Annotated in this window: 16 protein-coding genes and 2 pseudogenes; 12 read left to right on the top strand and 6 right to left on the bottom strand. The window is 37.9% G+C overall.

Translation table 11 applies throughout. The annotated features are described in order from the left end of the window. Position 1 precedes the first annotated feature (1 nt). Together CXF85_RS23190 and CXF85_RS23185 are read right to left on the bottom strand one after the other, a co-directional pair. Positions 2-1219: pseudogene (locus tag CXF85_RS23190) on the bottom strand (alkaline phosphatase); the annotation flags it as partial. A gap of 30 nt (positions 1220-1249) precedes the next feature. Then, a pseudogene (locus tag CXF85_RS23185) lies at positions 1250-2404 on the bottom strand (endonuclease/exonuclease/phosphatase family protein); the annotation flags it as partial. A gap of 673 nt (positions 2405-3077) precedes the next feature. Between CXF85_RS23185 and CXF85_RS15825 the strand changes: the two are divergent. The 6 genes from CXF85_RS15825 (at position 3078) to CXF85_RS15800 (ending at position 9487) form a co-directional block, all read left to right on the top strand. Then, complete coding sequence (locus CXF85_RS15825; RefSeq protein ID WP_101229625.1) at positions 3078-4298, top strand: NupC/NupG family nucleoside CNT transporter; 1221 nt, start codon at positions 3078-3080, stop codon at positions 4296-4298. Between the two features lie 80 nt (positions 4299-4378). After that, a complete protein-coding gene (gene tal / locus CXF85_RS15820; RefSeq protein WP_101229624.1) occupies positions 4379-5350 on the top strand; it encodes a transaldolase in 972 nt (323 codons plus the stop codon). 21 nt (positions 5351-5371) lie between these two features. Then, positions 5372-7015, top strand: coding sequence for a glucose-6-phosphate isomerase (gene pgi, locus CXF85_RS15815; RefSeq protein ID WP_101229623.1), 1644 nt, complete (start codon positions 5372-5374; stop codon positions 7013-7015). Positions 7016-7181: 166 nt separating this feature from the next. Further along, positions 7182-8360 (top strand): multidrug effflux MFS transporter, encoded by a 1179-nt coding sequence (locus CXF85_RS15810; protein ID WP_101229622.1) that lies wholly within the window; start codon positions 7182-7184, stop codon positions 8358-8360. Positions 8361-8880: 520 nt separating this feature from the next. Next, positions 8881-9276, top strand: a complete 396-nt coding sequence (locus tag CXF85_RS15805; protein WP_101229621.1) for a hypothetical protein — start codon at positions 8881-8883, stop codon at positions 9274-9276. Next, on the top strand, positions 9269-9487 hold the full coding sequence (locus tag CXF85_RS15800) for a helix-turn-helix transcriptional regulator (RefSeq protein ID WP_101229620.1): 219 nt from the start codon (positions 9269-9271) through the stop codon (positions 9485-9487). The genes CXF85_RS15805 and CXF85_RS15800 overlap by 8 nt, the downstream gene beginning before the upstream one ends. A 113-nt stretch (positions 9488-9600) precedes the next feature. Here the strand turns inward: CXF85_RS15800 and CXF85_RS15795 are convergent, their stop codons facing one another. The 3 genes from CXF85_RS15795 to CXF85_RS15785 all read right to left on the bottom strand — a co-directional run bounded on the left by CXF85_RS15795 (position 9601) and on the right by CXF85_RS15785 (position 12668). Continuing rightward, positions 9601-10812, bottom strand: coding sequence for a phosphopentomutase (locus CXF85_RS15795; protein ID WP_101229619.1), 1212 nt, complete (start codon positions 10810-10812; stop codon positions 9601-9603). 104 nt (positions 10813-10916) lie between these two features. Beyond that, a complete protein-coding gene (gene deoA, locus CXF85_RS15790; RefSeq protein WP_101229618.1) occupies positions 10917-12233 on the bottom strand; it encodes a thymidine phosphorylase in 1317 nt (438 codons plus the stop codon). 9 nt (positions 12234-12242) lie between these two features. Then, on the bottom strand, positions 12243-12668 hold the full coding sequence (locus tag CXF85_RS15785; RefSeq protein WP_232771232.1) for a cytidine deaminase: 426 nt from the start codon (positions 12666-12668) through the stop codon (positions 12243-12245). A gap of 263 nt (positions 12669-12931) precedes the next feature. Here CXF85_RS15785 and CXF85_RS15780 point away from each other — a divergent pair, with 263 nt between their 5' ends. Next, positions 12932-13552: a hypothetical protein gene (locus CXF85_RS15780; protein WP_101229617.1), complete on the top strand. Its 621-nt coding sequence runs from the start codon at positions 12932-12934 to the stop codon at positions 13550-13552. 94 nt (positions 13553-13646) lie between these two features. On the opposite strand, the gene CXF85_RS15775 is transcribed toward CXF85_RS15780, so the two are convergent. Further along, positions 13647-14261 carry a hypothetical protein gene (locus CXF85_RS15775; RefSeq protein ID WP_101229616.1) on the bottom strand — a complete coding sequence of 205 codons (615 nt, stop codon included), beginning with the start codon at positions 14259-14261 and terminating at the stop codon, positions 13647-13649. Between the two features lie 592 nt (positions 14262-14853). On the opposite strand from CXF85_RS15775, the gene gltX reads away from it, so the two are divergent. The 5 genes from gltX to CXF85_RS15750 all read left to right on the top strand — a co-directional run bounded on the left by gltX (position 14854) and on the right by CXF85_RS15750 (position 24831). Next, complete coding sequence (gltX, locus tag CXF85_RS15770) at positions 14854-16266, top strand: glutamate--tRNA ligase (RefSeq protein WP_101229615.1); 1413 nt, start codon at positions 14854-14856, stop codon at positions 16264-16266. Positions 16267-16356: 90 nt separating this feature from the next. Next, complete coding sequence (locus CXF85_RS15765) at positions 16357-17703, top strand: DEAD/DEAH box helicase (protein ID WP_101229614.1); 1347 nt, start codon at positions 16357-16359, stop codon at positions 17701-17703. A gap of 218 nt (positions 17704-17921) precedes the next feature. Then, positions 17922-19565 (top strand): FMN-binding glutamate synthase family protein, encoded by a 1644-nt coding sequence (locus tag CXF85_RS15760; RefSeq protein WP_101229613.1) that lies wholly within the window; start codon positions 17922-17924, stop codon positions 19563-19565. A 378-nt stretch (positions 19566-19943) separates the two neighbouring features. Continuing rightward, positions 19944-21236: an ammonium transporter gene (locus tag CXF85_RS15755; protein ID WP_101229612.1), complete on the top strand. Its 1293-nt coding sequence runs from the start codon at positions 19944-19946 to the stop codon at positions 21234-21236. 46 nt (positions 21237-21282) lie between these two features. After that, on the top strand, positions 21283-24831 hold the full coding sequence (locus tag CXF85_RS15750) for a response regulator (RefSeq protein WP_101229611.1): 3549 nt from the start codon (positions 21283-21285) through the stop codon (positions 24829-24831).

Below are 24831 nucleotides of genomic sequence, written 5' to 3'. Positions count from 1 at the left end.
GTTAATTTGATTTCAGTACAGTAAATAGCTTGTTCGCTATGTCCGTATTGGTTTGATGTAGCGTAAAGTCGTTAGCGCCAGTGCCAGCAGAAAACACTTGTACATCGATGCCTGTATGACCGCTTGAGGTCCAGCCAGTATTAGTTTTTTTATCGATTAAGTGTTTTATTTGCTGATAAATTAACTTTTCACTTTTTCGATTAACAAATAAATTGGCTTCTTGCACAGATACAGTAAAACCAAGTAAATCTGATAGTTTTTGTGCCGTGATAACCTCTTTATCTTGTGCTAATTTTTCAGCAATGCTTTGCGGGGACAGAGTTAAATTTTTCAAATACTCAGGCTGCCAACGATAATCACCTTTAGCGCCAAGCGTTAAACCGCCAGTGCTATGATCTGCTGTGGCAACTAATAAAGTATCTTCGCTATTTTCTACATAATTTTTTAGCCAAGTTAAGGTTTGTGCTAAATCCGACATTTCCCCCATAGCGGCAGCGATGTCATTGCTATGGCCAGCCCAATCTATTTGACTTGCTTCTACAAGTAATACATAACCATCAACGTTTTCTAGCTGTTGTACCGCACTTGTGGTCATCGTTAATAGATGATTATTATTTTTATTATCGAGCGTCCAAGGCAGGCCCACTTCTGCAAACAAACCTAATACCGCTTGTTGTTTATTGAGTGAAGCAAGTTGTGAAAAATCATCAATATATTGAAATCCAGCATTCTTAAATTCGGCGACTAAGTTTCTATCTTGGCGATTAAAATATTTTGTTCCGCCGCCTAACATAATGTCGGCTTTAAAATGACCATTTATCCGCTTATCAAAGTAACTGTCAGCAATTTCATTGTAATTTTTACGACTTTCATTGTGAGAAAAATAAGCGGCAGGGGTCGCATGGTTAATTTGTGAGGTGACTACTAATCCCGTTTTTTTACCTAATTGTTTAGCTAATTCCATTAGGGTTAATAAAGGTTTCTTATCTGTATCAACACCGATAGCACCATTATAAGTTTTATGTCCGGTAGATAGCGCAGTGGCTGCGGCAGCAGAGTCAGTTACATAACCTTGAGTGTTTACTGGATAAGTACTAACCATGCCGGCTAATAAATCATCAAATACAGTTGTTTCTACCAGAGGCGTACTTTTATCATCGATAAAATAACGGTAACCAGTGGTATAGGCAGGTCCCATTCCATCACCAATAACCATGATAATATTTTTTGCGACTTTTTCTTTCGTTGTTAGGGTTAAGTCAGCCCAGACTAAACGGTGGTCTGATGAAGCTGAACGGCGATCAATCAAACGATAAAGAGGGGAGGTTTTCTTTGGCCAAAACACACCATTTTTTTGTAGCTTTAAACCTGCTCGAGAAGGTAAAACATAATCTGCTCGCATACCCCAACCAGCAGTATGGTTGGCAGCAAAAGGGCTGTCGCTATTGTTCATTCCTCCAATGCTAACAGGCGTTATATCATTATTTGTTAAAGGGCTAGCGAGTAAGTTTGCTATGCCTTCTTTACGTGCGGAACCTTCATCTTTAGAGGCATTTTGATCCCCTAAAATGACGAAGCGGCTATCAATTTTCATACCTCCTTTGAGACCTTCATCATCGTAAATATAGTTGCCTTTGTTCGGGGTAATATAATCTTGCCAGAAGCGAATTTCATCGTGGTTTCTCGCGCCATTACGGTCTTCCTTGCCATCAAATACAGGGGGCGTTGGATGGCTTGCCAATATGTGAACAATTTTTCCTTGCACATTGACAGGAATATCCCAGTGAGATTTTGAAGATAAGCGCAGTATTTGCGATTCTTGGCTGTTATACCAAGGTTCGTTAGTGTTCGGATCTATAGGCACAATGGCATTGGGCATATCTTTCCACAGGAATTTTTGGAAGGTTCTAATTGCTCGTTTGTCTATTGGATATTTAGACAACAACACCATGCCAAAATGCCCAGGGAAGTGGCCAAAGCCTTGAGCATCGCCAAGGTTATTTGTTTTTTCACCGTTATTATCTAAATCAAATGGCGTGTTAAGCCCTGTATTTACTGGGGCGTAGTAATAATAAGGGTAATCAATGGCTTGGCTTCCTTGTTGAGCTTTCCCTAAGTATTCTTTCAAAAAAAGTTCAACACCTTGTTTGGGGTTCGCAATATAGTCAAATTCATTGAGTAATATGATGTCAGGACGAGAGCGTTGAATGATTTCTGCAATATTCTTGATTTGTTGATTATTATTATTAAGTGCATTAATCAACTCGATACCTGTGCCTATTTCATCTTTAGGCAAATAGTTTGTTGCATCCATACTGACATTAAAAGTTGCCACCTTGATGTTAGTGTCATTATTTTCGAGTGTTTCAGCATGAATTACAGGATTGAGTAATAAAGTGGCCATTAGGGTTATTAACACCCTTATTGCCATGGCTGGATGTGTGAATTCTTTTTCTATTTTTCTAGGTAAAAAATCAGTTCGAAATATCATGTTTTGAGAGCCTAATCATAAAGTTCTGAGTAAACATTCCCTACAAAAAGAGGTCAGTTTATTTTTAGTAATTAACTTGTCACTACTGTCAGGTTGCATTAAGAATGTAAAGTAACTTGACCATGTGGTCAATATATTTCAATAAATAAATATTATTAGTATTTTAACCGGTTAATTTGGCATTAAAGCTTGTTTCGAAACGCTTTAAGTATGCACGCTCATAAACCCCCACAATAACGCTGAATTTATTGGTTGATGAATTAGGAGTATTAGACAGCGCAAGAAAGTTATTTATTAACGCGTAATTTTGTTGTGCTAAGCAGGCTGAACGTCAATGTTAATGAGGTTTAAGCTGATGGTGAAGAAATCTAGGATAAATACGTTAATAAATTATATGTGACACGTACAGGTCATGACATTGACATTTTATTCAAAAATATCCTATTGACCTAGCTAGTTTCTTAGTTTAAATTAAAAACCTGACTACCTAGTCAGGTTTTTGGTTAGGGTTAACACTCAATAATAAATTCTTCATACAAGGGTACTTTCTCTAGTACCAATGTCATAAGAAATAACAAGGAATAATATGGATACCAATATTTTACGTAGCATCTTGGGGATTTTTCTCCTCTTAGGTATTGCATATTTAGCCTCCTCAAATAGAAAAAGTATTAATTGGCGTACGATTATTGGTGCACTAGCGTTACAAATATCTCTCGGCGCTTTTGTACTCTATATGCCCGCAGGCAAAGATATTTTGCTCGGAGTTACCAATGGTGTATCGAGTGTTATTGGTTATGCCAATGCCGGTATTATCTTTATCTTTGGAGAACAAATAGGGCAGAAAAGTTTGGGTTTTATGTTTGCCTTTCACGTTTTACCTGTAATTGTATTCTTCTCATCCTTGATCGCCGTACTCTATTACATTGGTGTGATGGAACTGGTGATTAAGTTTATTGGCGGTGGTTTACAGAAACTACTAAAAACCAGTCAAGCAGAGTCTATGTCTGCTACTGCCAATATTTTTGTTGGTCAAACCGAAGCGCCCTTAGTGGTTAAGCCTTTTCTTCCTAAAATGACACGTTCTGAACTGTTTGCTGTGATGGTCGGTGGCTTGGCTTCAGTCGCTGGCTCTGTTGTAGCGGGGTATGCTGGAATTGGCATTGATTTAAAATATTTAATTGCCGCTAGTTTTATGGCAGCACCCGGCGGTTTGTTGATGGCGAAAATGTTAGTGCCTGAAACAGAGCAACCCAATGATGATTTAGCTAATTTAAAAACCGATGCTAAAGAGGCTGTTAATGTGATTGATGCTGCAGCGACAGGCGCATCAAATGGCATGATGTTAGCGCTTAATGTTGGTGCCATGTTATTAGCATTTGTTGCTTTATTAGCAATGGTAAATGGTTTATTAGGTGGTTTTGGCGAATTATTTGGCTTTGAAAACTTAAGTTTACAACTCATTTTAGGCTATGTTTTTCAGCCTGTTGCCTACCTTATTGGCATTCCTTGGCATGAAGCGAACATGGCAGGTAGCTTCTTAGGACAAAAAATTGTTATCAACGAGTTTGTCGCGTATTTAGATTTTATCACCGTGGCTGATCAGTTAAGTACCAGAACTCAGGCGATTATTACTTTTGCCCTTTGTGGTTTTGCCAACCTCTCTTCGGTCGCTATTTTATTAGGCGGTATGGGTAATATGGCACCTTGCCGTCGCCATGATATTGCCAAACTAGGCATGAAGGCTGTATTAGCAGGTGCTATGGCTAATTTAATGAGTGCGACTATCGCGGGTATTTTTATCTAATAGCTTGTCTTATACCAAGCAGATTAAAGCAAACGAATTTAACCTAACTAAACATACAAAACTTTCTAACAGGAATTATCATGCAAGCACATATTTCTCAATTTTCTCAACTTGAACAATTAAAAACAATGACAACGGTCGTTGCTGATACCGGCGATATTGAAGCGATAGCGCAGTTTTCGCCGATGGACGCTACAACTAACCCGTCATTATTACTAAAAGCGGCGGCCATTCCTGCTTATCAAGCTTTGTTAACACAGGCAGTTAATTGGGCTAAAAGTCAAACAAGTGATAAGACTGTGCAAGTGAGTCTTGCGGCGGATAAATTATCGGTATTAATTGGTTTAGAAATATTAGCGATTGTACCTGGCCGTATTTCTACGGAAGTAGATGCCCGTTTATCTTTTGATAAAGAAGCCAGCATTGTTAAAGCTCGCCAACTCATCGCTATGTATAAAGAAGCGAATATAGACAAAGAACGTATCTTGATTAAATTGGCGTCAACGTGGGAAGGTATTCAAGCAGCCAAACAACTTGAACAAGAAGGCATTCAATGTAATTTAACGCTGTTATTTAGTTTTTCGCAGGCAAAAGCGTGTGCAGAAGCCAAGGTATATCTGATTTCACCTTTTGTTGGTCGTATTCTAGATTGGTATAAAAAAGATACTGGGCGTGAAAGTTATCTAGCGAGTGAAGATCCCGGAGTGATTTCAGTCACTGAAATTTATAACTATTACAAACAGCATAGCTATAACACCGTTGTCATGGGAGCAAGCTTTCGTAATGTTGATGAAATAATTGCACTTGCTGGCTGTGACCGTTTAACCATCAGTCCACCCTTAATGGCTGAGTTGGCTGTAAATCACGAAGTGATAAAACAAAAATTAACAGCGGCAACCAGTTTACAAGACCAACCAGCGACCTTAACCGAAGCTCAATTTCGTTGGGAAATGAACCAAGACGCTATGGCAACAGAGAAACTAGCGGAAGGTATTCGTAACTTTGCCATCGATCAGTGCAAGCTTGAAGTACAACTAAGCCAGTTATTCTAAAATAACGTAAGGATATTTTTAATGCGATTAGATACCTTTAATGATAACTGGCGTGAACTTCAGCAGCACTTGAGTGAGATTGAAAATAGTCATTTACGTGATCTTTTTGCCTGTGACTCTCAACGAGCTGAAAATTTATCAGTGAGCGCATGTGGATTAAATCTTGATTATTCAAAAAACCGAATCACGTTAAAAACCCGCGCCTTATTAATGGCGTTAGCTGAGTCGGCGCAACTGACACAAAAACGTGATGCGATGTTTGCTGGCGCAGCGATTAACAATACTGAAAATAGATCGGTATTGCATACAGCTTTACGACAACAAGATAACAAGCCAGTGTTTGTTGATGGTGTTGATATAGTGCCTCAAATCAAAGCCGTGCGACTTAAGGTAGAAACCGTAGTAAACCAAGTACGTAATAAAGAATGGCTTGGTTATAGTGGGAAATGCATCACGGATGTTTTGAATTTAGGTATTGGTGGTTCTTTTTTAGGGCCAAAAATAGTGACGACCTCTTTAAAACCTTATGTTCAAGGTGGACCTAAGCAACACTTTGTTGCCAATATTGACGGTAACCATCTTCATGATGTATTAACTAAGTTAAATCCTGAGACGACTTTGGTGTTGATTGCCTCCAAGTCATTTAATACTCAGGAGACATTAACTAATGCTGAATCGACCCGGCAATGGTTCTATGATTTTGGTGTTACTTTTGAGCAGTTAAGTTGTCACTTTATTGCCATCTCCTCTAATGTGAGTAAAGCCGTAACCTTTGGTATTAGCAGTAATAATGTTTTTCCTATGTGGGATTGGGTCGGTGGTCGATATTCTTTATGGTCCGCTATTGGCATGCCGATTGCGATGGCAATTGGTAATGCAGGCTTTGCAGAATTACTTAAGGGAGCAGCTGATCTTGATAATCATTTTAATGAGGCGCCACTTGAGAAAAACTTACCGGTATTAATGGGTATGTTAGGCGTATGGAACCATAATTTCTTTGGTTGTCAAACTCATGCGTTATTACCTTATAGCCATTATTTACGAGGCTTTCCTGCTTACGTGCAACAAATGGACATGGAGTCTAATGGTAAAAGCTGTCAGCTTAATAATGAAATGGTGAGTAGTACAACAGGCCCTGTTATTTGGGGAGCTGAAGGTACTAATGGTCAACATGCTTTTCATCAGTTATTACATCAAGGCACTTCAGTAGTCCCAGTCGATTTTATTCAACCGCTAGTGGCTGATCATAATATGGATGGTCACCAAGATATGTTAGTGGCCAATTGTTTCGCACAAAGCAAGACCTTAATGCAAGGGAAAACGCATCAACAAGCCTATGATGAGCTTGTTGCATCAGGTATGGATGGAGCCTTAGCTAAAGTGATTGCTAAGCATAAGGAAATGCCGGGTAACCGACCGTCTAATACGCTGACTTTTAACCGCCTAACACCCTATCAATTAGGGACACTGATTGCTTTGTATGAGCATAAAGTGTTTGTTCAAGGGGTCATTTGGAACTTAAACTCTTTTGACCAATGGGGAGTCGAACTAGGTAAAATATTAGGCGACGATATATTAGCCCGTATTGAGCAACCAGAAAACACAGAGCTTTCTGATAGCTCTACTGAGTTATTACTTACCCAATATAGGTATGCAAATCAGTAATACTTTTAACGAGCTATTTAACTGCCGAGTAATATTATTACTCGGCATTTTATTACGCTGATAGATCATCGAATCGGTAATTTTGACTCTTTTAATTAACGATAATTCTCTTCTGCTTATAACCGCAATATCCTATAATACGCAGTCATTATTATGGAGGCTTTAAATGACAAATAAACAACTTTTACCACTACTGATTTTAATGGTTATTTTTAGCCCATTAGCCATAGATATCTTTCTGCCCGCTTTACCTGTTATGGCTGCAGAATTTGTTGTTCCTATGAATCAAATTCAGTGGAGCATAACGATATTTATTTTAAGTATGGGATTTGGCCAGCTAATAAGTGGTCCACTCGCTGACCGCTATGGTCGACGACCAATTGCGTTAGGCGGTATCCTTATTTATGGCTTAGCTTCTATTATTTCTGCTTATTCAGACAGCCTAACGTTTTTTCTTTTTAGTCGTTTAGTACAAGGCCTTGGGGCTTGTGCGATAGTCGTTGCAGCCTTTGCCAGCGTACGTGATAAATACAACGCGATTGAAAGTGGCGTTATGTACTCTTATTTAAATAGCGCTATTTGTTGTATTCCTGCGCTTGCACCTTTGTTAGGTAACGTATTAACTGAATATTTTGGCTGGCGTAGTAACTTTGAATTTATGGCAGGATATGCTGTTTTTGCAGGTTTTATTTTGTTTTTAATGCTTAAAGAAACAAGACCAGAGCACACAGTGCAGCATAAAAAACTTATCACCTTAGGGCACTTTATACCGGTAATAAAACACCCGGTATTCCTGTTTAATGCAGTACTTGTGATGTTAGCCATGGCAATTATTATTGCTTACGTCAGTAGCTCTCCAGCTTGGTTAATGGTGCGGTTAGGTTTAGACCAGCAGAGCTTTGTTTATTGGTTTAGTTTAAATGCAGCGATTAACATTGTTGCATGTTTTATAGCGCCTAGAATCTTAGTGAAGTTTGGCGCAAGAGTAACGATAGGTTTTGGTATGGTTTTATTGATTAGTGCCGGTTTGTTAATGTTAGCCTTGTTGGCTTGGCAAACTCCTATCGCCTTTATGTTACCAATAATGATTAGTTCACTGGGTTTTTCATTGTTGATGGGAGCTTGTGCAGGACAAGCGCTTGCGCCTTTTGGCGAAAAAGCGGGTTCGGCGTCAGCACTGTTAGGCTTTGTGCAAATGAGCGGCGCGGCAGTTATTGTTTACTTATTACAATTGTTACCACTAAATGAAGCTGAGCAATTGGCCTTGTTGATGCTGACCATAATCCCAGTGTATGTAATATGGAAATTACCTCAGGTGAAAATACATATTATGTTGAAGAGTTAATTGGCTGATTTATCGTCCTTTTTTATAAAAATGAGGCCGTTTCAGTATGGCTTCTATTGTTCATTGAAATATGCGGTTTACCCTTGATTATTGCTGCCACAACAGCGATGAAACTCTCTCTCACAATCATCTAACCTTATGTTCACTTAAATACGAAAGTGGACCTTTAAGTTTATGGACTTGTCAGTAAACAGGGCAGAAGTAAGTTTTTGAAATATTGGTGTATATTTAATTCATTAGTATACCCATTAGATGACCTAAACATGTCGAAAGATAAATTAACATCTTCTACTTAGTGGACGTTGATGAAATCAGTTTGAGACTCACTTTTTGACATTCACATTGCTGCTTAACTACACACTTTAAGGAAAACATGAACCTATTATTTTATTGTCAGGCTTACTTGACATTGTCATGACTTGGTGACAATGTGTAATGGTAGCCTGACATAGTGTCAGGTTTGTAAGTCATTTGTACTTGCCCCATCAATATTAAGGGCACACACTTTAAGGTAAATATTATGGAAAGCACTAAACAAGAACCTTTGTTCCTAAAACTTTTTATGACAGCTATGGTGTTATTTCTCATCCTGATTGCGGTGCAAACATTTTCTTTAGAACTCTTAGACATGCCAACTTGGCTAAAAGTTGTGGTTACTCTAATGCCAGGTTTACCGTTAATCTGGGCTTTTTTCATCTTTAGAGCTCGATATAAAGCATTTGATGAATACATGAAAGCACTCACCGGCGAGGCTTTTTTATGGACGCTAGGTTTTCTGTGCGTTTCGTCTTTTATCTATGGCATGTTGGCAATGAAGTTCCCTATGCCTGAAGTAGAGTTAGCGTTAGTTACCCCTTTTGTATTTGGTAGTCATGGCTTGATAGTGCAATTATTAATTTGGAAAGACAATGAATAATCGAATTAAGGTATTACGCGCGGAGCAAGATTGGTCACAACAAGCTCTTGCAGATAAAATAGGGGTTTCTCGACAGGCTGTAAACGCTGTTGAAAGAGGAAAACATGATCCTTCTTTGCAATTGGCGTTTGATATAGCCAACCAATTTAACCAGCGTATTGAAGATATATTTTTTCCAGAGAAATTAACAAATTCTGAAGGATGCGAGTAAACAATAAAATTTTCCTAAGAAATAATTATGGTTTGATCTGCTTCTAGCGATCAGTTGACCTAAAGAACAACCGATCGCGAATGCATTCAATGGATACTAAGAAGGCATATCCTTTAAAGCTTCAATTCGTTTAAAAAAGACTGACCGTAATTCATGGCTTCCAATTTAAATAAACTTGCTAAGGTTTGACCCAAGTCGGCAAATGTATTGCGTTGCCCTAGATTAACGGAATCGATATGGTTGTGATAGGCAATAACGGGTACAAATTCACGGGTATGGTCATTACCAGGCCAAGTAGGATCGCAACCGTGATCAGCCGTTAATAAGAGTAAATCATCATCCGCCATTTGCGCTAAGAATTCAGCTAAACGTTCATCAAAATATTCTAAGGCTTCACCAAAACCAACAGGGTCACGTCGATGACCAAAGTCTTGGTCAAAATTCACTAAATTAGTAAAAATAATGCTGTTATCGTCTGCGGTTTTCATATGAGCAAGGGTTGAGTCTACTAATGCTGGAATGCCCGTCGCTTTAGTCTTAATACTGATACCTTGGTGAGCAAAAATATCGGCAATTTTACCGACACTAATTACTGTACCACCGGCTTGCGTTAATTTCTCTAAGACCGTCGTTGCAGGGGGTAATACCGAATAGTCTCTGCGATTACCTGTGCGCTCAAAGTCAGCAGGGCTTTCACCAATAAAAGGACGAGCAATGACACGACCAATATTCATTGGGTCGAGTATTTCACGTACTTGCTCACAGTATTTATAAAGATTGTCTAAGCCAAAGTGCTGTTCATGTGCTGCAACTTGAAAAACACTATCGCCAGAGGTGTAACAAATAGGTAAACCAGTTTTTATATGTTCCTCGCCTAAATCAGCAATTATATTGGTGCCAGAAGCGTGGCAATTACCTAATAAATCGCTATAACCTGTTACTTGGTTTATTTGAGCGATTAGCTCAGGTGAGAAGCTATTCTTTTTATCAGTAAAGTAAGTCCAATCAAATAAAACAGGCACGCCTGCCATTTCCCAGTGACCACTGGGGGTATCTTTACCAGTACTAATTTCAGCGGCATAACCATAGGCACCTTTACATGGAGCTACTGCCTCTACGCAAAGTGTTCGTTTTGATGCTTGCTCACACGCTTTTACTAAACCTAGTTTGCTTAAGTTAGGTAGCTTTAATGGTCTGTTTTTACTTTGCTGAAATTTTTCAGCCAAATTGGCGAAGGTGTTGGCATTAACATCACCAAAAGCGTCGGCATCAGGGGCATGACCTAAGCCAAAACCGTCTATTACAAGAATAATAGCTCTCGACATGATTTTTCTCTTTTTAAAAATTTACTTGAATCTAAAGTTAAGGCGACAATAAAGTCGCCTTAACTAAGGGGGGCTGTACAACAAATATTGCCCTAACTAGATAACTAGGTAATTAGTTGATGGATCACTGGCTCAATAGTAACTTGGGAATCTGAAATTTCAACCGCTGTTAAATACTGTTTAATCGCAAGTGTTGCTTGGGATTCGTCATTGGCATGCACAATCGCAATAATATCACCTTCAGTTACTTTTGTGCCTTTAGGTTTAATGTTACTAAAGCCAACGCTATAGTCTAGGCTTTGATTGTGATCGACACGACCACCACCCATTTGTACTAAGGCCATACCAATCGCTCGGGTGTCCATAACGCCAATAAAACCAGCACTCGGAGCTACTATAGTTTTTATAACATTCGCTTTAGGTAGAATATTTTCAGCATTTGTTAATAAATCAGCAGGGCCACCCATCGCAATGATCATTTGGCTAAATATTTTTGCTGCTTTTCCTGATGTTAGTGCTTCTTCGGCTAAACCTGTTGCTTGTTGAATATCATCGGCTATTTTACTGGTTAATAACATGCGAGCAGCAAGTGCTATGGTAATTTCATGCAACCTTGGCTCGCGGTATTTTCCCGTTAAATAGTCAATAGTTTCTTGTATTTCTAGTGCGTTACCTACGGTTGTACCAAGTGGTTGGTTCATGTCGGTAATTAAAGCTTGAGTTGGAGTACCAGCTCCGTTAGCCACAGACACTATAGAATGGGCTAACGCCTGAGCTGATTCAATATCAGCCATCATGGCACCATTACCAACTTTGACATCCATCACTAAAGACTCTAGACCCGCGGCTAATTTTTTCGATAAAATTGACGCCGTAATCAACGGGATTGACTCTACCGTACTGGTAACATCTCTGATGGAGTAAAGACGTTTGTCAGCAGGCGCTAAATCTTTGGTCTGTGAAATAATTGCCGTGCCTTGCTCTTTAACTGTCGCTTGAAACTCTGGCAGGCTAGGGCGGACATTAAACCCTGGAATAGCTTCTAATTTATCAACCGTGCCACCGGTGTGACCTAAACCTTGGCCTGCAATCATGGGCACATTAGCACCACAAGCAGCAACTATTGGCGCTAACATCAAACTAACTTTATCGCCAACACCACCGGTTGAGTGTTTATCAACAATCGGTTTATCTAATTTATTCTGCCAGTCAACCACTGTGCCTGAGTCGCGCATAGCCATAGTTAGGTTAACAACTTCATCTGTTGTCATACCATTTAGCCAAATGGCCATAGCCATAGATCCAACTTGTGCGTCGGTGAAATCACCATTTTTAAGACCATCAACAAAGCTTTGAATTTCATCGATTGTTAAGGTTTGTTTATTACGTTTTTGACGAATAATATTTTGAGGTAAGTGCATAGTGAGTCCTTAAGATAATAATTGTGGTGTAAAAGCATCGGGAAGCAATTCTGCAACCGTCCATACTTTCATGTGGTCTAGGTGGTTAGCTGATGCGACTAAAGCATCTTGGCTAAGAAATTCAGCGATTACTTGTCTGCAGGCTCCACAGGGGGGCGTTAATTTTTCTTGTTGAGTGTAAACAAGTAGTGCTTTTATTTGGCTTGATTGTTGGTTTACGGCAAAAGAAAGACAGTTACGCTCAGCACAAACCGTTAATCCATAAGAAGCATTTTCGACATTACAACCAGAAAATATTTGATTGTCGGTATTGATTGCCGCTGCGCCTACATGAAATTTACTGTAAGGGGCGTAAGCATTTAACGCTGATTTTTTGGCTTGTGTGATTAGTGGCTGCCAATCGGTTAGCTTCATGTTGCTGTTATCTAGTTTCATATTTATGCCGGTAACTTACTATTCTATAGAATTTAATAGGCATATATTGTGTTTATTTGACTCATGTGTCAATATTATATTTATTTAATTGACCTTTTGGTCAGGAAATATTTTATTTCTGTTTGTGTTTGTATTTAAACTTAACTACTTGTCAGTGGCGTTTTTGTTGGTTTTTGTTATGCCTATCTATATTTATTAAGTTTCAATGTTGTAATACTTGCCCATATGGTCAAGTAAATTTATTTTATTTAAAGAGTGTTATCATGTCCCTGTTAGAAATGTTTGGTTATGTTGCTAGTGTGTTAATTGCTTTGTCATTGATGATGTCTAATATCAAGCGTTTGCGTTGGCTCAACTTTTTAGGTGCTGCCGCGTTTAGTGCTTATGGTTATCTTATTGATGCCTATCCCGTTTTTATTCTCAATGGTTGGGTTGCTTTAGTGGATGCTTACTATTTAGTGCGTATTTATCAGCAAAAAGATCAATTTAATTTAGTCAGGTTAAAGTCAGTAACTTCGCCATTATTTAATTTATTAAAAGATAGTTACGGTAAAGATATGATGCAGTTATATCAAAAATTCCAATGGCAGCAGCTTGATGATGCCGTAGTATTATTAATATTTAGAAACATGAAACCCGTTGGTGTTTTTGCTTATAAAGAGTTAGATATTGAGGGGAGAGTAGAAGTGCTATTGGATTATATTATTCCGGAAAATAGAGACTTTAAAGCGGCAGAATTTATGTTTACTGGTCAGAGTAACCCGCTTAATCAAGAAGGGGTTAAGCACTTAATAGTGCAATCGATTGATAATCAGCATGAACATTATTTAAAGCGTGTTGGGTTTATCAAAAAATCTCAAAACTTTGAGTTAGTATTGAATTGACGTGGAGGTGATTTTTAGAGATGACTTTCTTAGTAAGGTTACCCACGTACATACTTAACAGTACATACTTTCAAGTAAAATAGCAGAATCACTTTTATTTGATAAGCGACTCTATTCCCTTATTAACACCATAAATATCGCTAGGAGAAAACCCTAAGGTTACATGGAAATCTTTATTATTTAGTACTAAGTTTTGACGATAACTTGTCGCCTGTGAGGATTGAGCAACAACAAAATAAGTGGTTTTGTCATTCAAAATCACCCGTCCTAAACCACTTAATGATACGGACAAGGTTGTTCCAATAGCGATATCCTTTTTTAACGCCTGATATTCATAGGGATTAATTAAGGTCATGTGGAAACTTTGATGATCTCTCGCGCTCTGATTTTGTCGGTAGAGTGCAAAGTCATTTCCTAGTATTTTCTTCATTTGTGATAAATATAGCTCAAGATCAGCTGGATTCACTTTCCCACCGATATAAATTAAACCGCTATTATCAGTTAATTTAACCGTCTCTATTTGAATTAATTTAACCAATGGTTGTTCTAAAGCTAAATTAATATCAGGCATAGGTATTTCTTCAATTTGATTATCGTGATTATTAACTAGATACTCTGGTGTTGTATTGGCAAATACACTCGTTTGCCATAAGATTACCAGCGTGAATAAAACACGTTTTAAACTAGCTATGTCATTGATTTTTATCATCGATAATGTCCGGTTAATTATAACTTAGATTGAAAAATATAAAGTACTAGCATAACATTATTCATCTTTGTAACCACTAGTACCTTCTAATTCTAACGACTAACTCGCTATACAACTTTATGCTGATTTTATCTCAGTGGAAAATTTAGTGCTTATAAAGGTTTGTCTCTAGAGGCGCAGAATTATATCTATGCAGATCATAACAAGCACTTTCCCAGTAATGTCTTAAAGCCAAACCAACAATATCAGCGGAAAATTACCTTTGAATTCTCAGCGATAAGTAGCTGAACTGTGTGAACAAACCAAGTTATACCAATTACATTGTAGATTGATTCGGCTTAAATTATTCCCTTCAGTTAAAGTCATTCTAACGTCCTCTCAAATCCTCAACTTTCAAGGGCGGGGACGTATAATTATCGTCCAATAATTTATAGCTATCACCCATCAATATACATGTTGTAAAGATTCACTATTTAATTACATCAAAGTGATGAATTAACTTAGGCGCGATGCTAAAATGCCCCCAATTTTATGATTCATACTCCTGATGTCGTCAATTAGACGCTGTTAGTGACACCCTGTAGAGATTTTTATGACTTTAACAACACGTTTTGCCCCAAGCCCAACCGGTTATTTACATGTTGGTGGTGCTCGTACTGCCTTATATAGTTGGTTATATGCCCAGAAAAATGGCGGTGACTTTATTCTTCGCATCGAAGATACCGATTTAGAGCGTTCAACCCAAGCTTCTGTTGATGCCATTATGGATGGTATGAACTGGTTAGATCTTAAATGGACACATGGTCCATATTTTCAAACGGAACGTTTTGATCGTTATAAAGAAGTGATTGAACAGTTACTTGCATCGGGTAATGCTTATCGTTGTTATAGCACCAGCGAAGAAGTAGATGTAATGCGTGAAGCAGCCAAAGCAGCAGGCGGCATAGAAAAATATAATGGTTTATGGCGTGACCGTACTGATCACCCAACAGATAAACCTTTTGTAATTCGCTTTAAAAACCCTATTGGTGGCGACGTTGTTATCAAAGATATGGTTAAAGGTGATATTACCATCAGCAATGACCAATTAGATGATTTAATCCTTGCTCGCTCTGACGGTACGCCAACGTATAACTTAACGGTTGTGGTTGATGACTGGGATATGAAAGTATCACATGTTGTTCGTGGTGATGACCATATTAGTAATACTCCTAAGCAAATTAACATCCTTACAGCATTAGGTGCAGATATTCCTGAATATGCGCATATTCCAATGATTTTAGGTGATGACGGTAAGCGTTTATCTAAGCGTCATGGCGCTGTTGGTGTTATGCAATATCGTGATGACGGTTATTTACCTGAAGCCTTACTAAACTACTTAGTACGTTTAGGTTGGTCTCATGGTGATCAAGAAATATTCTCTCGTGAAGAAATGATTGAGTTATTTGATTTAAAAGATTGTAACCGTGCAGCGTCTGGTTTTAATACCGACAAGCTTATTTGGGTAAATCAACATTACATGAAAACCATGGATCCTGAATATGTTGCTAAGCATCTTGCATGGCATATGGCTGACCAAGGTATTAATACTGAAAATGGCCCAGCGTTGGCTGATGTTGTTAAAATTCAAGCTGACCGTGTAAAAACGTTAAAAGAAATGGCTGATATTTCTCGTTATTTCTATGAAGACTTTACTGAACTTGATGCCAAAGCCGTTAAAAAACATTTACGTCCAGTTGTTAAAGAGCCAATGATTTTAGTTAAAGAAAAATTAGCAGCATTAACTGATTGGTCACCAGAGCCTATTCACGCCGCAATTAATGATACAGCGGTAGAATTAGAATTGGGTATGGGTAAAGTTGGAATGCCACTACGCGTTGCAGCAACAGGTGGCGGTAACTCACCATCACTTGATATTACTTTAGCGTTGTTAGATCAAAGCAAAGTAATCGAACGTATTGAACAAGCTTTAGTCGTAGTAGAAGCACGAATTGCAGCGGGTTAATGACATCTCTAACGATTAGTCAAAAGAGTTTTCTAAAGATACGTCTAATGATTAGTTTAACCATTTTAAATAAGTTTAGGAGAAAGCCGAGTGCAATTTAGTGATTTTGGTTTAGACAGTGCTTTAATGAGTACCATTGAGCATATGGGTTTTAACGAACCAACACAAATTCAGCAACAGGCCATTCCTGCGGCAATGGCGGGGCATGATTTAATTGCTTCGTCTAAAACCGGCTCAGGTAAAACCTTAGCGTTTATTATTCCTGCTTTACAGCGATTAAATAAAAATCGTGCGCTGTCAAAGCGTGATCCACGTGTGGTGATTTTAACGCCAACACGTGAATTAGCTAAACAAGTTTTTAGTCAGCTGCGTTTGTTTACCGCGAATACTCAATATAAAGCGGTATTAATTTTAGGTGGTGAAAACTTTAACGACCAAGTAAAAGTTTTGCAGAAAGAGCCTGAGTTTATTGTTGCTACACCTGGACGCTTAGCCGATCATTTAACGCAAGGTCACTTTCATTTAAATGGTTTAGAACTGCTTATTTTAGATGAAGCAGATCGCATGCTTGATTTAGGTTTTAGTAAAGAGCTTACGCAGATAAATAATGCAGCCGATCACCGTAAACGTCAAACGTTACTGTTTTCAGCAACGTTAGATCATGCGCAAGTTAATGACTTTGCCAAAGAGTTATTAAAAAAGCCTAAACGTGTTGCTATCGAGTCGGCTCATACTGAACATGAAGACATTACTAAACGTTTCTACCTTGCTGATAATCTGACGCAAAAAGAAGCGTTGTTACAGCACTTCTTGGTCACTGAAAAGTCACGACAAATCATTATTTTTACGGCAACACGCAGTGATACTGACCGTTTAGCTAAGTTACTTACCGAGCAAGAGCTTAATGCGGTTGCCTTAAGTGGTGAGTTAAACCAAGGTCAGCGTAATCAAATTATGGACAGCTTTGCTAAAGGCCAACATAAAATATTGGTAACGACTGATTTAGCCTCGCGCGGTCTTGATTTAATTAATGTATCGCACGTGATTAACTTTGATATGCCAAAACATACTGAAGAGTTTGTTCACCGTATTGGCCGTACCGGCCGTGCAGGAACAAAAGGTGATGCGATTTCATTGGTCGGCCCAAATGATTGGTTGAGCTTGAAAAACGTAGAAGCATTTTTACAGCAAAAAATAAGCTTTACTAAAGTTGAAGGAATAAAGGTTAAGTTTAAAGGCTTAAAACCGAAAAAACCTAAAGCGGTTAAAGCGAAAGAAAATGTAGTACAAAACAAAAAGCCGCTAGTGAATAAACCAAGAAAAGTAATCAAAAAAACTTTCCTTGATATACAAGATGCTGGCGCAATGAAAATTATTAAGCGTAAAAAGTTAACACCAGATCAAATTGAAGATGCGACTAAAAAAGAACAGGATTAATACTGTTTAGTTAATATCTTTAGCTAGCACCTTAAGTTAACATTGAGATAGAAAGGCAACTACGGTTGCCTTTTTTTATGTCTGAAATTTGGCTTAATTATCGTATTTATTAAAATAGCGTATTCAACGAAGTCTGAATAATGGTAAGTTATTACCATTAAACTTTTTAATTAATGCGTTTGATTTATATAATAATTATAATTTTATAAGGACATTTTATGACCATCATGCAAAAAATTCTGTGGCTAATTGTCAGTATTGGCAATTTTATCGCTGGTTATTTTTATATGTACAACCCGAGTTTTTTAAGTGTAGCGTTATTAGTCTCTTCATTAGCCTATAGTCTTATTGGACTTTATGACGTTTTTTACAGTCCCCATAGCTTGAATCGACTTTATCCTGTAGTGGCTTATTTACGTTATTTTCTTGAATCTTACCGTGTTGAAATACAACAATACTTTGTCGCTAATGACACCGAAGAGCGTCCATTTAACCGAGAGCAACGCACCTTAGTTTATCAGCGTGCTAAAAATATACGCGATACCATTGCTTTTGGTACCCAGCGTAACCTCGTTGAGGGGAACTATTTAAGCTTGTGGCACTCATTATCACCGGTGCATGTATCAGAGCAGGCTAAATGTGTATTGATAGGTGGAGATAGTTGCTCTAAGCCTTACTCCGCATCTTACTTAAATATTTCAGCGATGAGTTTTGGCTCATTAAGCACTAATGCTATTGAAGCGCTTAATTTAGGCGCTAAAAAAGCTGGTTGTTATCATAATACTGGTGAAGGTGCTGCGAGCCCTTATCATTTAAAACATGGTGGTGATATTGTTTGGCAGTTAGGCACTGGGCTTTTCGGCTGTCGTGATGACAATGGACGGTTTAATCCCACTACCTTTGAGCAAACAGCTAAGCTGCCGCAAGTAAAAATGATCGAAATAAAGTTAAGCCAAGGTGCCAAACCAGGGCATGGTGGTGTATTGCCTAAAGAAAAAATCACTGATGAAATTGCTCGTATTAGGCATATTTCAAAAGACCGTGATTGTATATCTCCAGCGGTTAATCCGGAGTGTACCTCTCCTAAAGCACTGTTGGCATTTGTGCAACAATTACGTAGCTTAAGCGGTGGAAAACCTGTTGGTTTTAAGCTCTGTATAGGAAATCCTGCAGAATTTTTAAGTATTTGTAAGGCGATGTTAGAAACGGGTATTACTCCCGACTTTATTACGGTTGATGGCGCAGAAGGAGGCACAGGCGCAGCGCCGGTTGAGTTCTCTAATCGCCTTGGTATGATTTGTCTTGAAGGCGTACACTTTGTCAATAATGCATTAGTGGGTGTTGGTCTACGGGATAAAGTTAAAATTATTGCCTCAGGAAAAACAGCCACAGGTTTTGATTTGTTAGCAAAAATTGCTGCAGGTGCCGATTTAGTTAATGCTGCAAGAACCATGATGATGGCAATAGGCTGTATTCAATCAAGGCATTGTAATACAAATAATTGCCCAACAGGGGTTGCTACACAAGATCCCGCTAGAGCCAAAGCAATTAATATTGACGAAAAAAGTGAGCGTGTTAAAAATTTTCACCATAATACCTTAGAAAGCTTTTATGAATTGGTGGGCAGTATGGGGCTTGATGATCCCTGCAAACTTTTACCGCAAATGATCAAACGCCGTTCTCCCTACGGTACATTAATGTCTACAGGTAGCCTTATTGCGCCGCTTAAAGATAATGCTTTATTGGATGGAGATATAGCCAATGAAACATGGAAAAACTGGTGGCAAAGTAGTAGTGCAGAACAATTCTATGTTAATGATGTCTACATTTTAACTTCACCTGAATTTCATCGGAAGAAATAAGGGCTCTTCAACTTTAGTAATATTATTTTTTTATAAACGAATAATGCTATTTTTTTGATAAATATGGGATTGTAATCTAATCTGTTAATAAACAAGAAAGATAGGCTAACTGCATGAAAAATTCACAAATACTGATATATCCAGCCATATTAATAGCTGGTATGTGCTAATTACCAAGACAAGTAACTGGTTATGGCTTCTCTGTTAATGTCGCGGTAATGAATAACTATCTTAGCACTTGAATTTCCAATTATTTTTGGTCATACGAATGACTTACTAGCCATGTTTTTTGCTGGCTATACTACGAATTAGAAAGCTTATACTATTGATCTTTAATCGAAACTAATTACAACAAGGTCATATGGTGGGTCAGTCTATATGCAGCAAGAAGTAGATTTCCTTTGGATTATTATTTGTAGTGCTTTAGTTTTTCTAATGCAAGCTGGGTTTTTATGCTTAGAAAGTGGCTTAACGCGCAGTAAAAATAGCATTAATGTTGCCATCAAGAATTTGGCTGACTTTTGTCTAACAACATTTATTTATTGGCTCTTTAGCTTTGCCTTAATGTTTGGCGTTAGCGCTAATGGAATTCTTGGTACGACAGGTTTTGCCATAGACTTTCAATCCACACCAATGATGGCAGGGGCATTTTTTGTTTTTCAAGTCATGTTCTGTGGTGCTTCTGTTACCATAATTTCTGGCGCTATCGCTGAAAGAATTAAGTTTGGTGCTTACCTCCTTATCACCTTAGTGATTGCCGGATTGGTCTACCCAGTTTTTGGTCATTGGGCATGGGCGGGCTTAGATCAAGGAGTAGCTAACGGTTGGTTAAATTCCAAAGGCTTTATTGATTTTGCTGGCTCTACTGTTGTTCATAGTGTGGGTGGTTGGGCAGCTTTAGCTATTTTATTAATTGTAGGCTCTCGTCATGGCCGCTTTAATGAAAATGGTAAAGCTATCCCCATTAAACATTCGAGCTTATCGCAAGCCACACTAGGCACGGTTTTTCTTTTTATAGGCTGGTTAGGATTTAATGGCGGTAGCACTTTAGCATTGAATAGCCAAGTATCCCTGATTATTGTTAATACCGTAATTGCAGGCTCTGTTGGTGCGTGTTCCGCAGGGTTGCTCGGTTATGCGGTACAAAACAAACTCAATGTCACTCAATTTATGAACGGCTGCTTAGGTGGTTTAGTCGCTATTACTGCGGGTTGCTTTGCTGTATCGACACCTGCAGCGGTAATGATAGGTTTGGTAGGAGGTATGATAGTCATTGGTGTTGAGCAATTTTTAGAATATCGACAAATTGACGATGCAGTTGGTGCTATCCCTGTACATTTAGGTGCCGGTATATGGGGTACTTTAGCCGTAGGTCTATATGGCGACTTAGAGGTTTTAGCTACAGGACTTACCCGTTTTGAACAAGTTCAAGTACAATTTTTAGGTGTTGTTAGTTGTGCCGTTTGGACACTAGGTGTCACCTACTCTTTGATGTTTCTCATTAACAAGGTTTATCCAATTAGAGTGAGCTTATCTCATGAAATTATCGGGCTAAATGTTTCTGAACATGGCGTGGTTGAAGAAAACTTGGCTGATGAAAACCTTTCAGATAAAAATGTACCGAAAGACCTAAACGCTAAAGAAGATGTTAATAGTCTTAAAGTGATATAAAAATTTTAATGTATCACTATTATAAAAATATCCAAGGAAATCATTTATGTTTGGTAGTTTTAAGATAGGCACTAAGCTTTTATTAGTTACCGTTATTATTACCGTAGTCGTTATTTTAGTTAATGGACTTTATTCTAGTCGCAGTATTCGCGATACAGTCAAAGAGCAAACCTTTGCGAAGCTAACCGCTGTTAGGGAAATGAAAGCTCAGCAAATAGAGGATTACTTTGCCCAAATTAGTAACCAAATACTAACATTTTCTGAAAATAAGATGATTATCTCTGCAATGGCTGAATTTACTCAAGGGTTTAACACAATAAATAGTGAAATTAATAAAGATGAGCAAAAACTACAATCAAGCCTTAAAAACTATTACCAGCAAGAATTCGTTTCCCGTCTAAATAAAGCAGAGCAAACTAAGTTTTCAGTACAAGAATACTTACCTCAGCAGCAAAATAGCAAGTTACTACAATCATTATTCATAGCAAACAATGTGAACAAAACAGGTGAAAAATATCTACTTAATAACGCCAATAATGGTTCTAGCTATGAAGACACCCATCAAAGCTACCATCCTACTATACGCTCATACTTAGAGACTTTTCATTATTATGATATTTTTTTAGTCGATGCTAAAACGGGCAATATAGTTTATAGCGTTTTCAAAGAAATAGATTACGCGACCAATTTAATTAATGGGCCCCATAAAGATTCAAATATTGCACAAGTTTTTCAATTAGCGAATAAAAGCCAAGACAAAGACTTTGTAAAAATTGTCGATTTTAGCCCTTATATCCCTTCTTATTATGCTCCAGCCTCATTTATCGCTTCACCTATATTTAATGGTAATGAAAAGATTGGTGTATTGATTTTTCAAATGCCGATAAATCGTATAAACGACATTATGACCAACAAAGAAAGTTGGAGTAAAGTGGGTTTAGGTACCTCAGGTGAAACCTATATTGTTGGTGAAGATTTAACTTTACGTAACCAATCTCGTTTTTTAATTGAAGATAAAAGTAATTATTTAGCGATGATCAAAGCCATTGGTACCGATGAAAAAACGTTAAGTTCTATTGAAAGTTTAAATACTTCCATTGGCTTGCAAAGAGTTGACACACAAGGCACTAACGCTGCCCTGACAGGTTTAAGCTCAACAGCAATATTTGATAATTATCGTGGAGTAAGTGTGCTATCTGCATTTTCTCTTCTTGATATCAATGGGCTTCATTGGGCGATAATGAGTGAAATAGATGAAGCAGAAGCCTTTCAATCTTATAGTAAGTTGCGTGACCAAGTCATTATGCTCTCCTCGGTATTAATTGCGCTAGCTATTTATATTTCCTATTACTTATCAATTTCTTTAACTCGGCCATTAAGGAAGCTTGAACATTCTGCAGAGTTACTTACTTCGGGCGATTTAGAAACAAAAATAGAGCGGGTTAGTAATGATGAAATAGGCGATTTGTCTACTAACTTCGAAAACATGCGTCTTGCGTTGAAAAAATCGTTTTTAGACGTCGAGCATAAAAAAGAAGAGTTAGAAGTTAGGGTAGAAGAGCGTACTCAAGAGTTAAATAAAATTTTAGCTGAGCAAGAGCAGCAAAACTTACTCTTAGGTCAACAAAATGTAGAACTCGAAACTATTCAAGAAGATTTGTTAAATTCTCGAAAAGCTATTGAAAATAGTGAACAGCGTGTTGCCACCATTATACAATCAAGTCCTGATGGCATTATGACCATAGATAAAAAAGGCACTGTTTTAAGCTTTAATTATTCGGCAGAAAAATTATTTGGCTATCAAAGTGATGAAATTATAGATAAAAATTTAAAAATATTAATGCCAAAACCTATAGCCTTAGAACATGATTATTACTTAGAAAAATACATCCCTAATTCTGAATCAACCATTGTTGGTAAGAGCAGAGAATTAGTAGGTCAAAGAAAAGATAGCAGTCAGTTTCCGTTAGAGTTAAAAGTTGAGTCGGTATTCATTGATGATGAGTTGATGTATATCGGCCAGATCCGTGATATTACTGAACAAAAACAACTACAGCAAGATGTGCAAGACGCCTTAGATGCAGCTCAAAAAGCTAGCCAAGCTAAAAGTGGTTTTTTGGCTAATATGAGCCATGAACTGAGAACACCAATGAATGCCATTATTGGCTATTCAGAGATGTTAGCTGAAGATGCTGAAGATGATGGTTTAGATGATATGCTGGATGATTTAAACAAAATCACTGCTGCAGGTAGGCATTTATTATCCTTGATTAATGATGTGCTCGACATTTCAAAAATTGAAGCGGGTCGTATGGACTTATACCTTGAAGACTTTACTTTAGGTGAAATTATTATCGATGTTGCCTCTACCGCGCAATCTCTAGTGGGAAAAAACAATAATAAACTAACGACTAACATCAGTGATGATCTTGAATTAATGCATGCCGATGTGACTAAAGTAAGGCAGATACTGTTTAACTTAGTGTCAAACTCAGCCAAATTTACCACCGATGGTGAAATAACAATATCAGCAAAACCTCTTTACCAAGCGGGCGAGAAAATGGTGAAAATTTCAGTAGCTGATACTGGTATAGGTATTCCCGCTAATAAAATAGAGACCATTTTTGAAGAATTTTCACAAGCGGATGAGTCAACAACGCGTAACTATGGCGGTACAGGTTTAGGTTTAGCTTTAGTTAAAAAATTCTGTGAAATGATGGGCGGAACTATTTATATTGAAAGCGCTGAAGGCAAAGGCTCTACTTTTATTTTTGAATTACCCACTACGGTAATTAAGCAAGATGAAGAACTAGAAATCACCCCCCAACAAACGCTTAATCAGGTAACTGAAAACAGACAGGATTCATCATTATTAAAAGATGTATTAGTGATTGATGATGATCCACAAGCGCGTGATTTATTAAAACGAAATTTAGAAATGGAAGGTTATAGTGTTATTACTATTGATAATGGCAAGGACGGTATTGAGCTAGCCAAAAAGTATCATCCCTCTTTAATTACCCTCGATATTATGATGCCTGAAATGGATGGCTGGGAAGTATTAAGGGCATTAAAAGCAGAAAACAAAACTAAAGATATTCCCGTGGTGATGATCTCCATTGTTGGTGATAAAGCCATTGGTGCCTCACTGGGTGCCGTAGAGCATTTAAGTAAGCCCGTTGACCGAAACCTTCTCAAAGAAGTGGTATTAAAATTTGCCACTCGAGGTAAAGCTTTAGTGATTGACGATGAACAAAATTCTCTAGATATTGCTGAGAAGTCATTATCGTCAATCGGCTGGAAAACAGTTACAGCGGTTAATGGACAGGATGGACTAGAAAAGTTTTCAGCAAATAAGGTTGATTTAATCTTACTCGATATCATGATGCCAGTAATGGATGGCTTTGAGTTTTTAACTCAGTTACGCGCATTACCAAAAGGTCGTGATGTACCAGTAATAGTATTAACAGCAAAAGACTTATCAGATGATGAAAAATTAATTCTTAATGGTAATGTTGAGCACGTTTTCTCTAAAGAAGAAACCAGTGTTGAGCAGTTAGTTGCCGATATAAATGAACAGTTTGGTAAAAGATAG

The sequence above is a fragment of the Colwellia sp. 75C3 genome, assembly GCF_002836255.1.
GTDB lineage: Bacteria > Pseudomonadota > Gammaproteobacteria > Enterobacterales > Alteromonadaceae > Colwellia.
The sequence above is the reverse complement of the archived record's forward strand: the minus strand, read 5'-3'. Positions and strand labels throughout refer to the sequence as shown.

Excerpts from the sequence above, each read along its gene's own strand:
- CXF85_RS15825 (WP_101229625.1), top strand. The coding sequence starts at position 3,078 with ATGGATACCAATATTTTACGTAGCATCTTGGGGATTTTTCTCCTCTTA.
- tal (WP_101229624.1), top strand. The coding sequence starts at position 4,379 with ATGCAAGCACATATTTCTCAATTTTCTCAACTTGAACAATTAAAAACA.
- pgi (WP_101229623.1), top strand. The coding sequence starts at position 5,372 with ATGCGATTAGATACCTTTAATGATAACTGGCGTGAACTTCAGCAGCAC.
- CXF85_RS15810 (WP_101229622.1), top strand. The coding sequence starts at position 7,182 with ATGACAAATAAACAACTTTTACCACTACTGATTTTAATGGTTATTTTT.
- CXF85_RS15805 (WP_101229621.1), top strand. The coding sequence starts at position 8,881 with ATGGAAAGCACTAAACAAGAACCTTTGTTCCTAAAACTTTTTATGACA.
- CXF85_RS15800 (WP_101229620.1), top strand. The coding sequence starts at position 9,269 with ATGAATAATCGAATTAAGGTATTACGCGCGGAGCAAGATTGGTCACAA.
- CXF85_RS15795 (WP_101229619.1), bottom strand. The coding sequence starts at position 10,812 with ATGTCGAGAGCTATTATTCTTGTAATAGACGGTTTTGGCTTAGGTCAT.
- deoA (WP_101229618.1), bottom strand. The coding sequence starts at position 12,233 with ATGCACTTACCTCAAAATATTATTCGTCAAAAACGTAATAAACAAACC.
- CXF85_RS15785 (WP_232771232.1), bottom strand. The coding sequence starts at position 12,668 with ATGAAACTAGATAACAGCAACATGAAGCTAACCGATTGGCAGCCACTA.
- CXF85_RS15780 (WP_101229617.1), top strand. The coding sequence starts at position 12,932 with ATGTCCCTGTTAGAAATGTTTGGTTATGTTGCTAGTGTGTTAATTGCT.
- CXF85_RS15775 (WP_101229616.1), bottom strand. The coding sequence starts at position 14,261 with ATGATAAAAATCAATGACATAGCTAGTTTAAAACGTGTTTTATTCACG.
- gltX (WP_101229615.1), top strand. The coding sequence starts at position 14,854 with ATGACTTTAACAACACGTTTTGCCCCAAGCCCAACCGGTTATTTACAT.
- CXF85_RS15760 (WP_101229613.1), top strand. The coding sequence starts at position 17,922 with ATGACCATCATGCAAAAAATTCTGTGGCTAATTGTCAGTATTGGCAAT.
- CXF85_RS15755 (WP_101229612.1), top strand. The coding sequence starts at position 19,944 with ATGCAGCAAGAAGTAGATTTCCTTTGGATTATTATTTGTAGTGCTTTA.
- CXF85_RS15750 (WP_101229611.1), top strand. The coding sequence starts at position 21,283 with ATGTTTGGTAGTTTTAAGATAGGCACTAAGCTTTTATTAGTTACCGTT.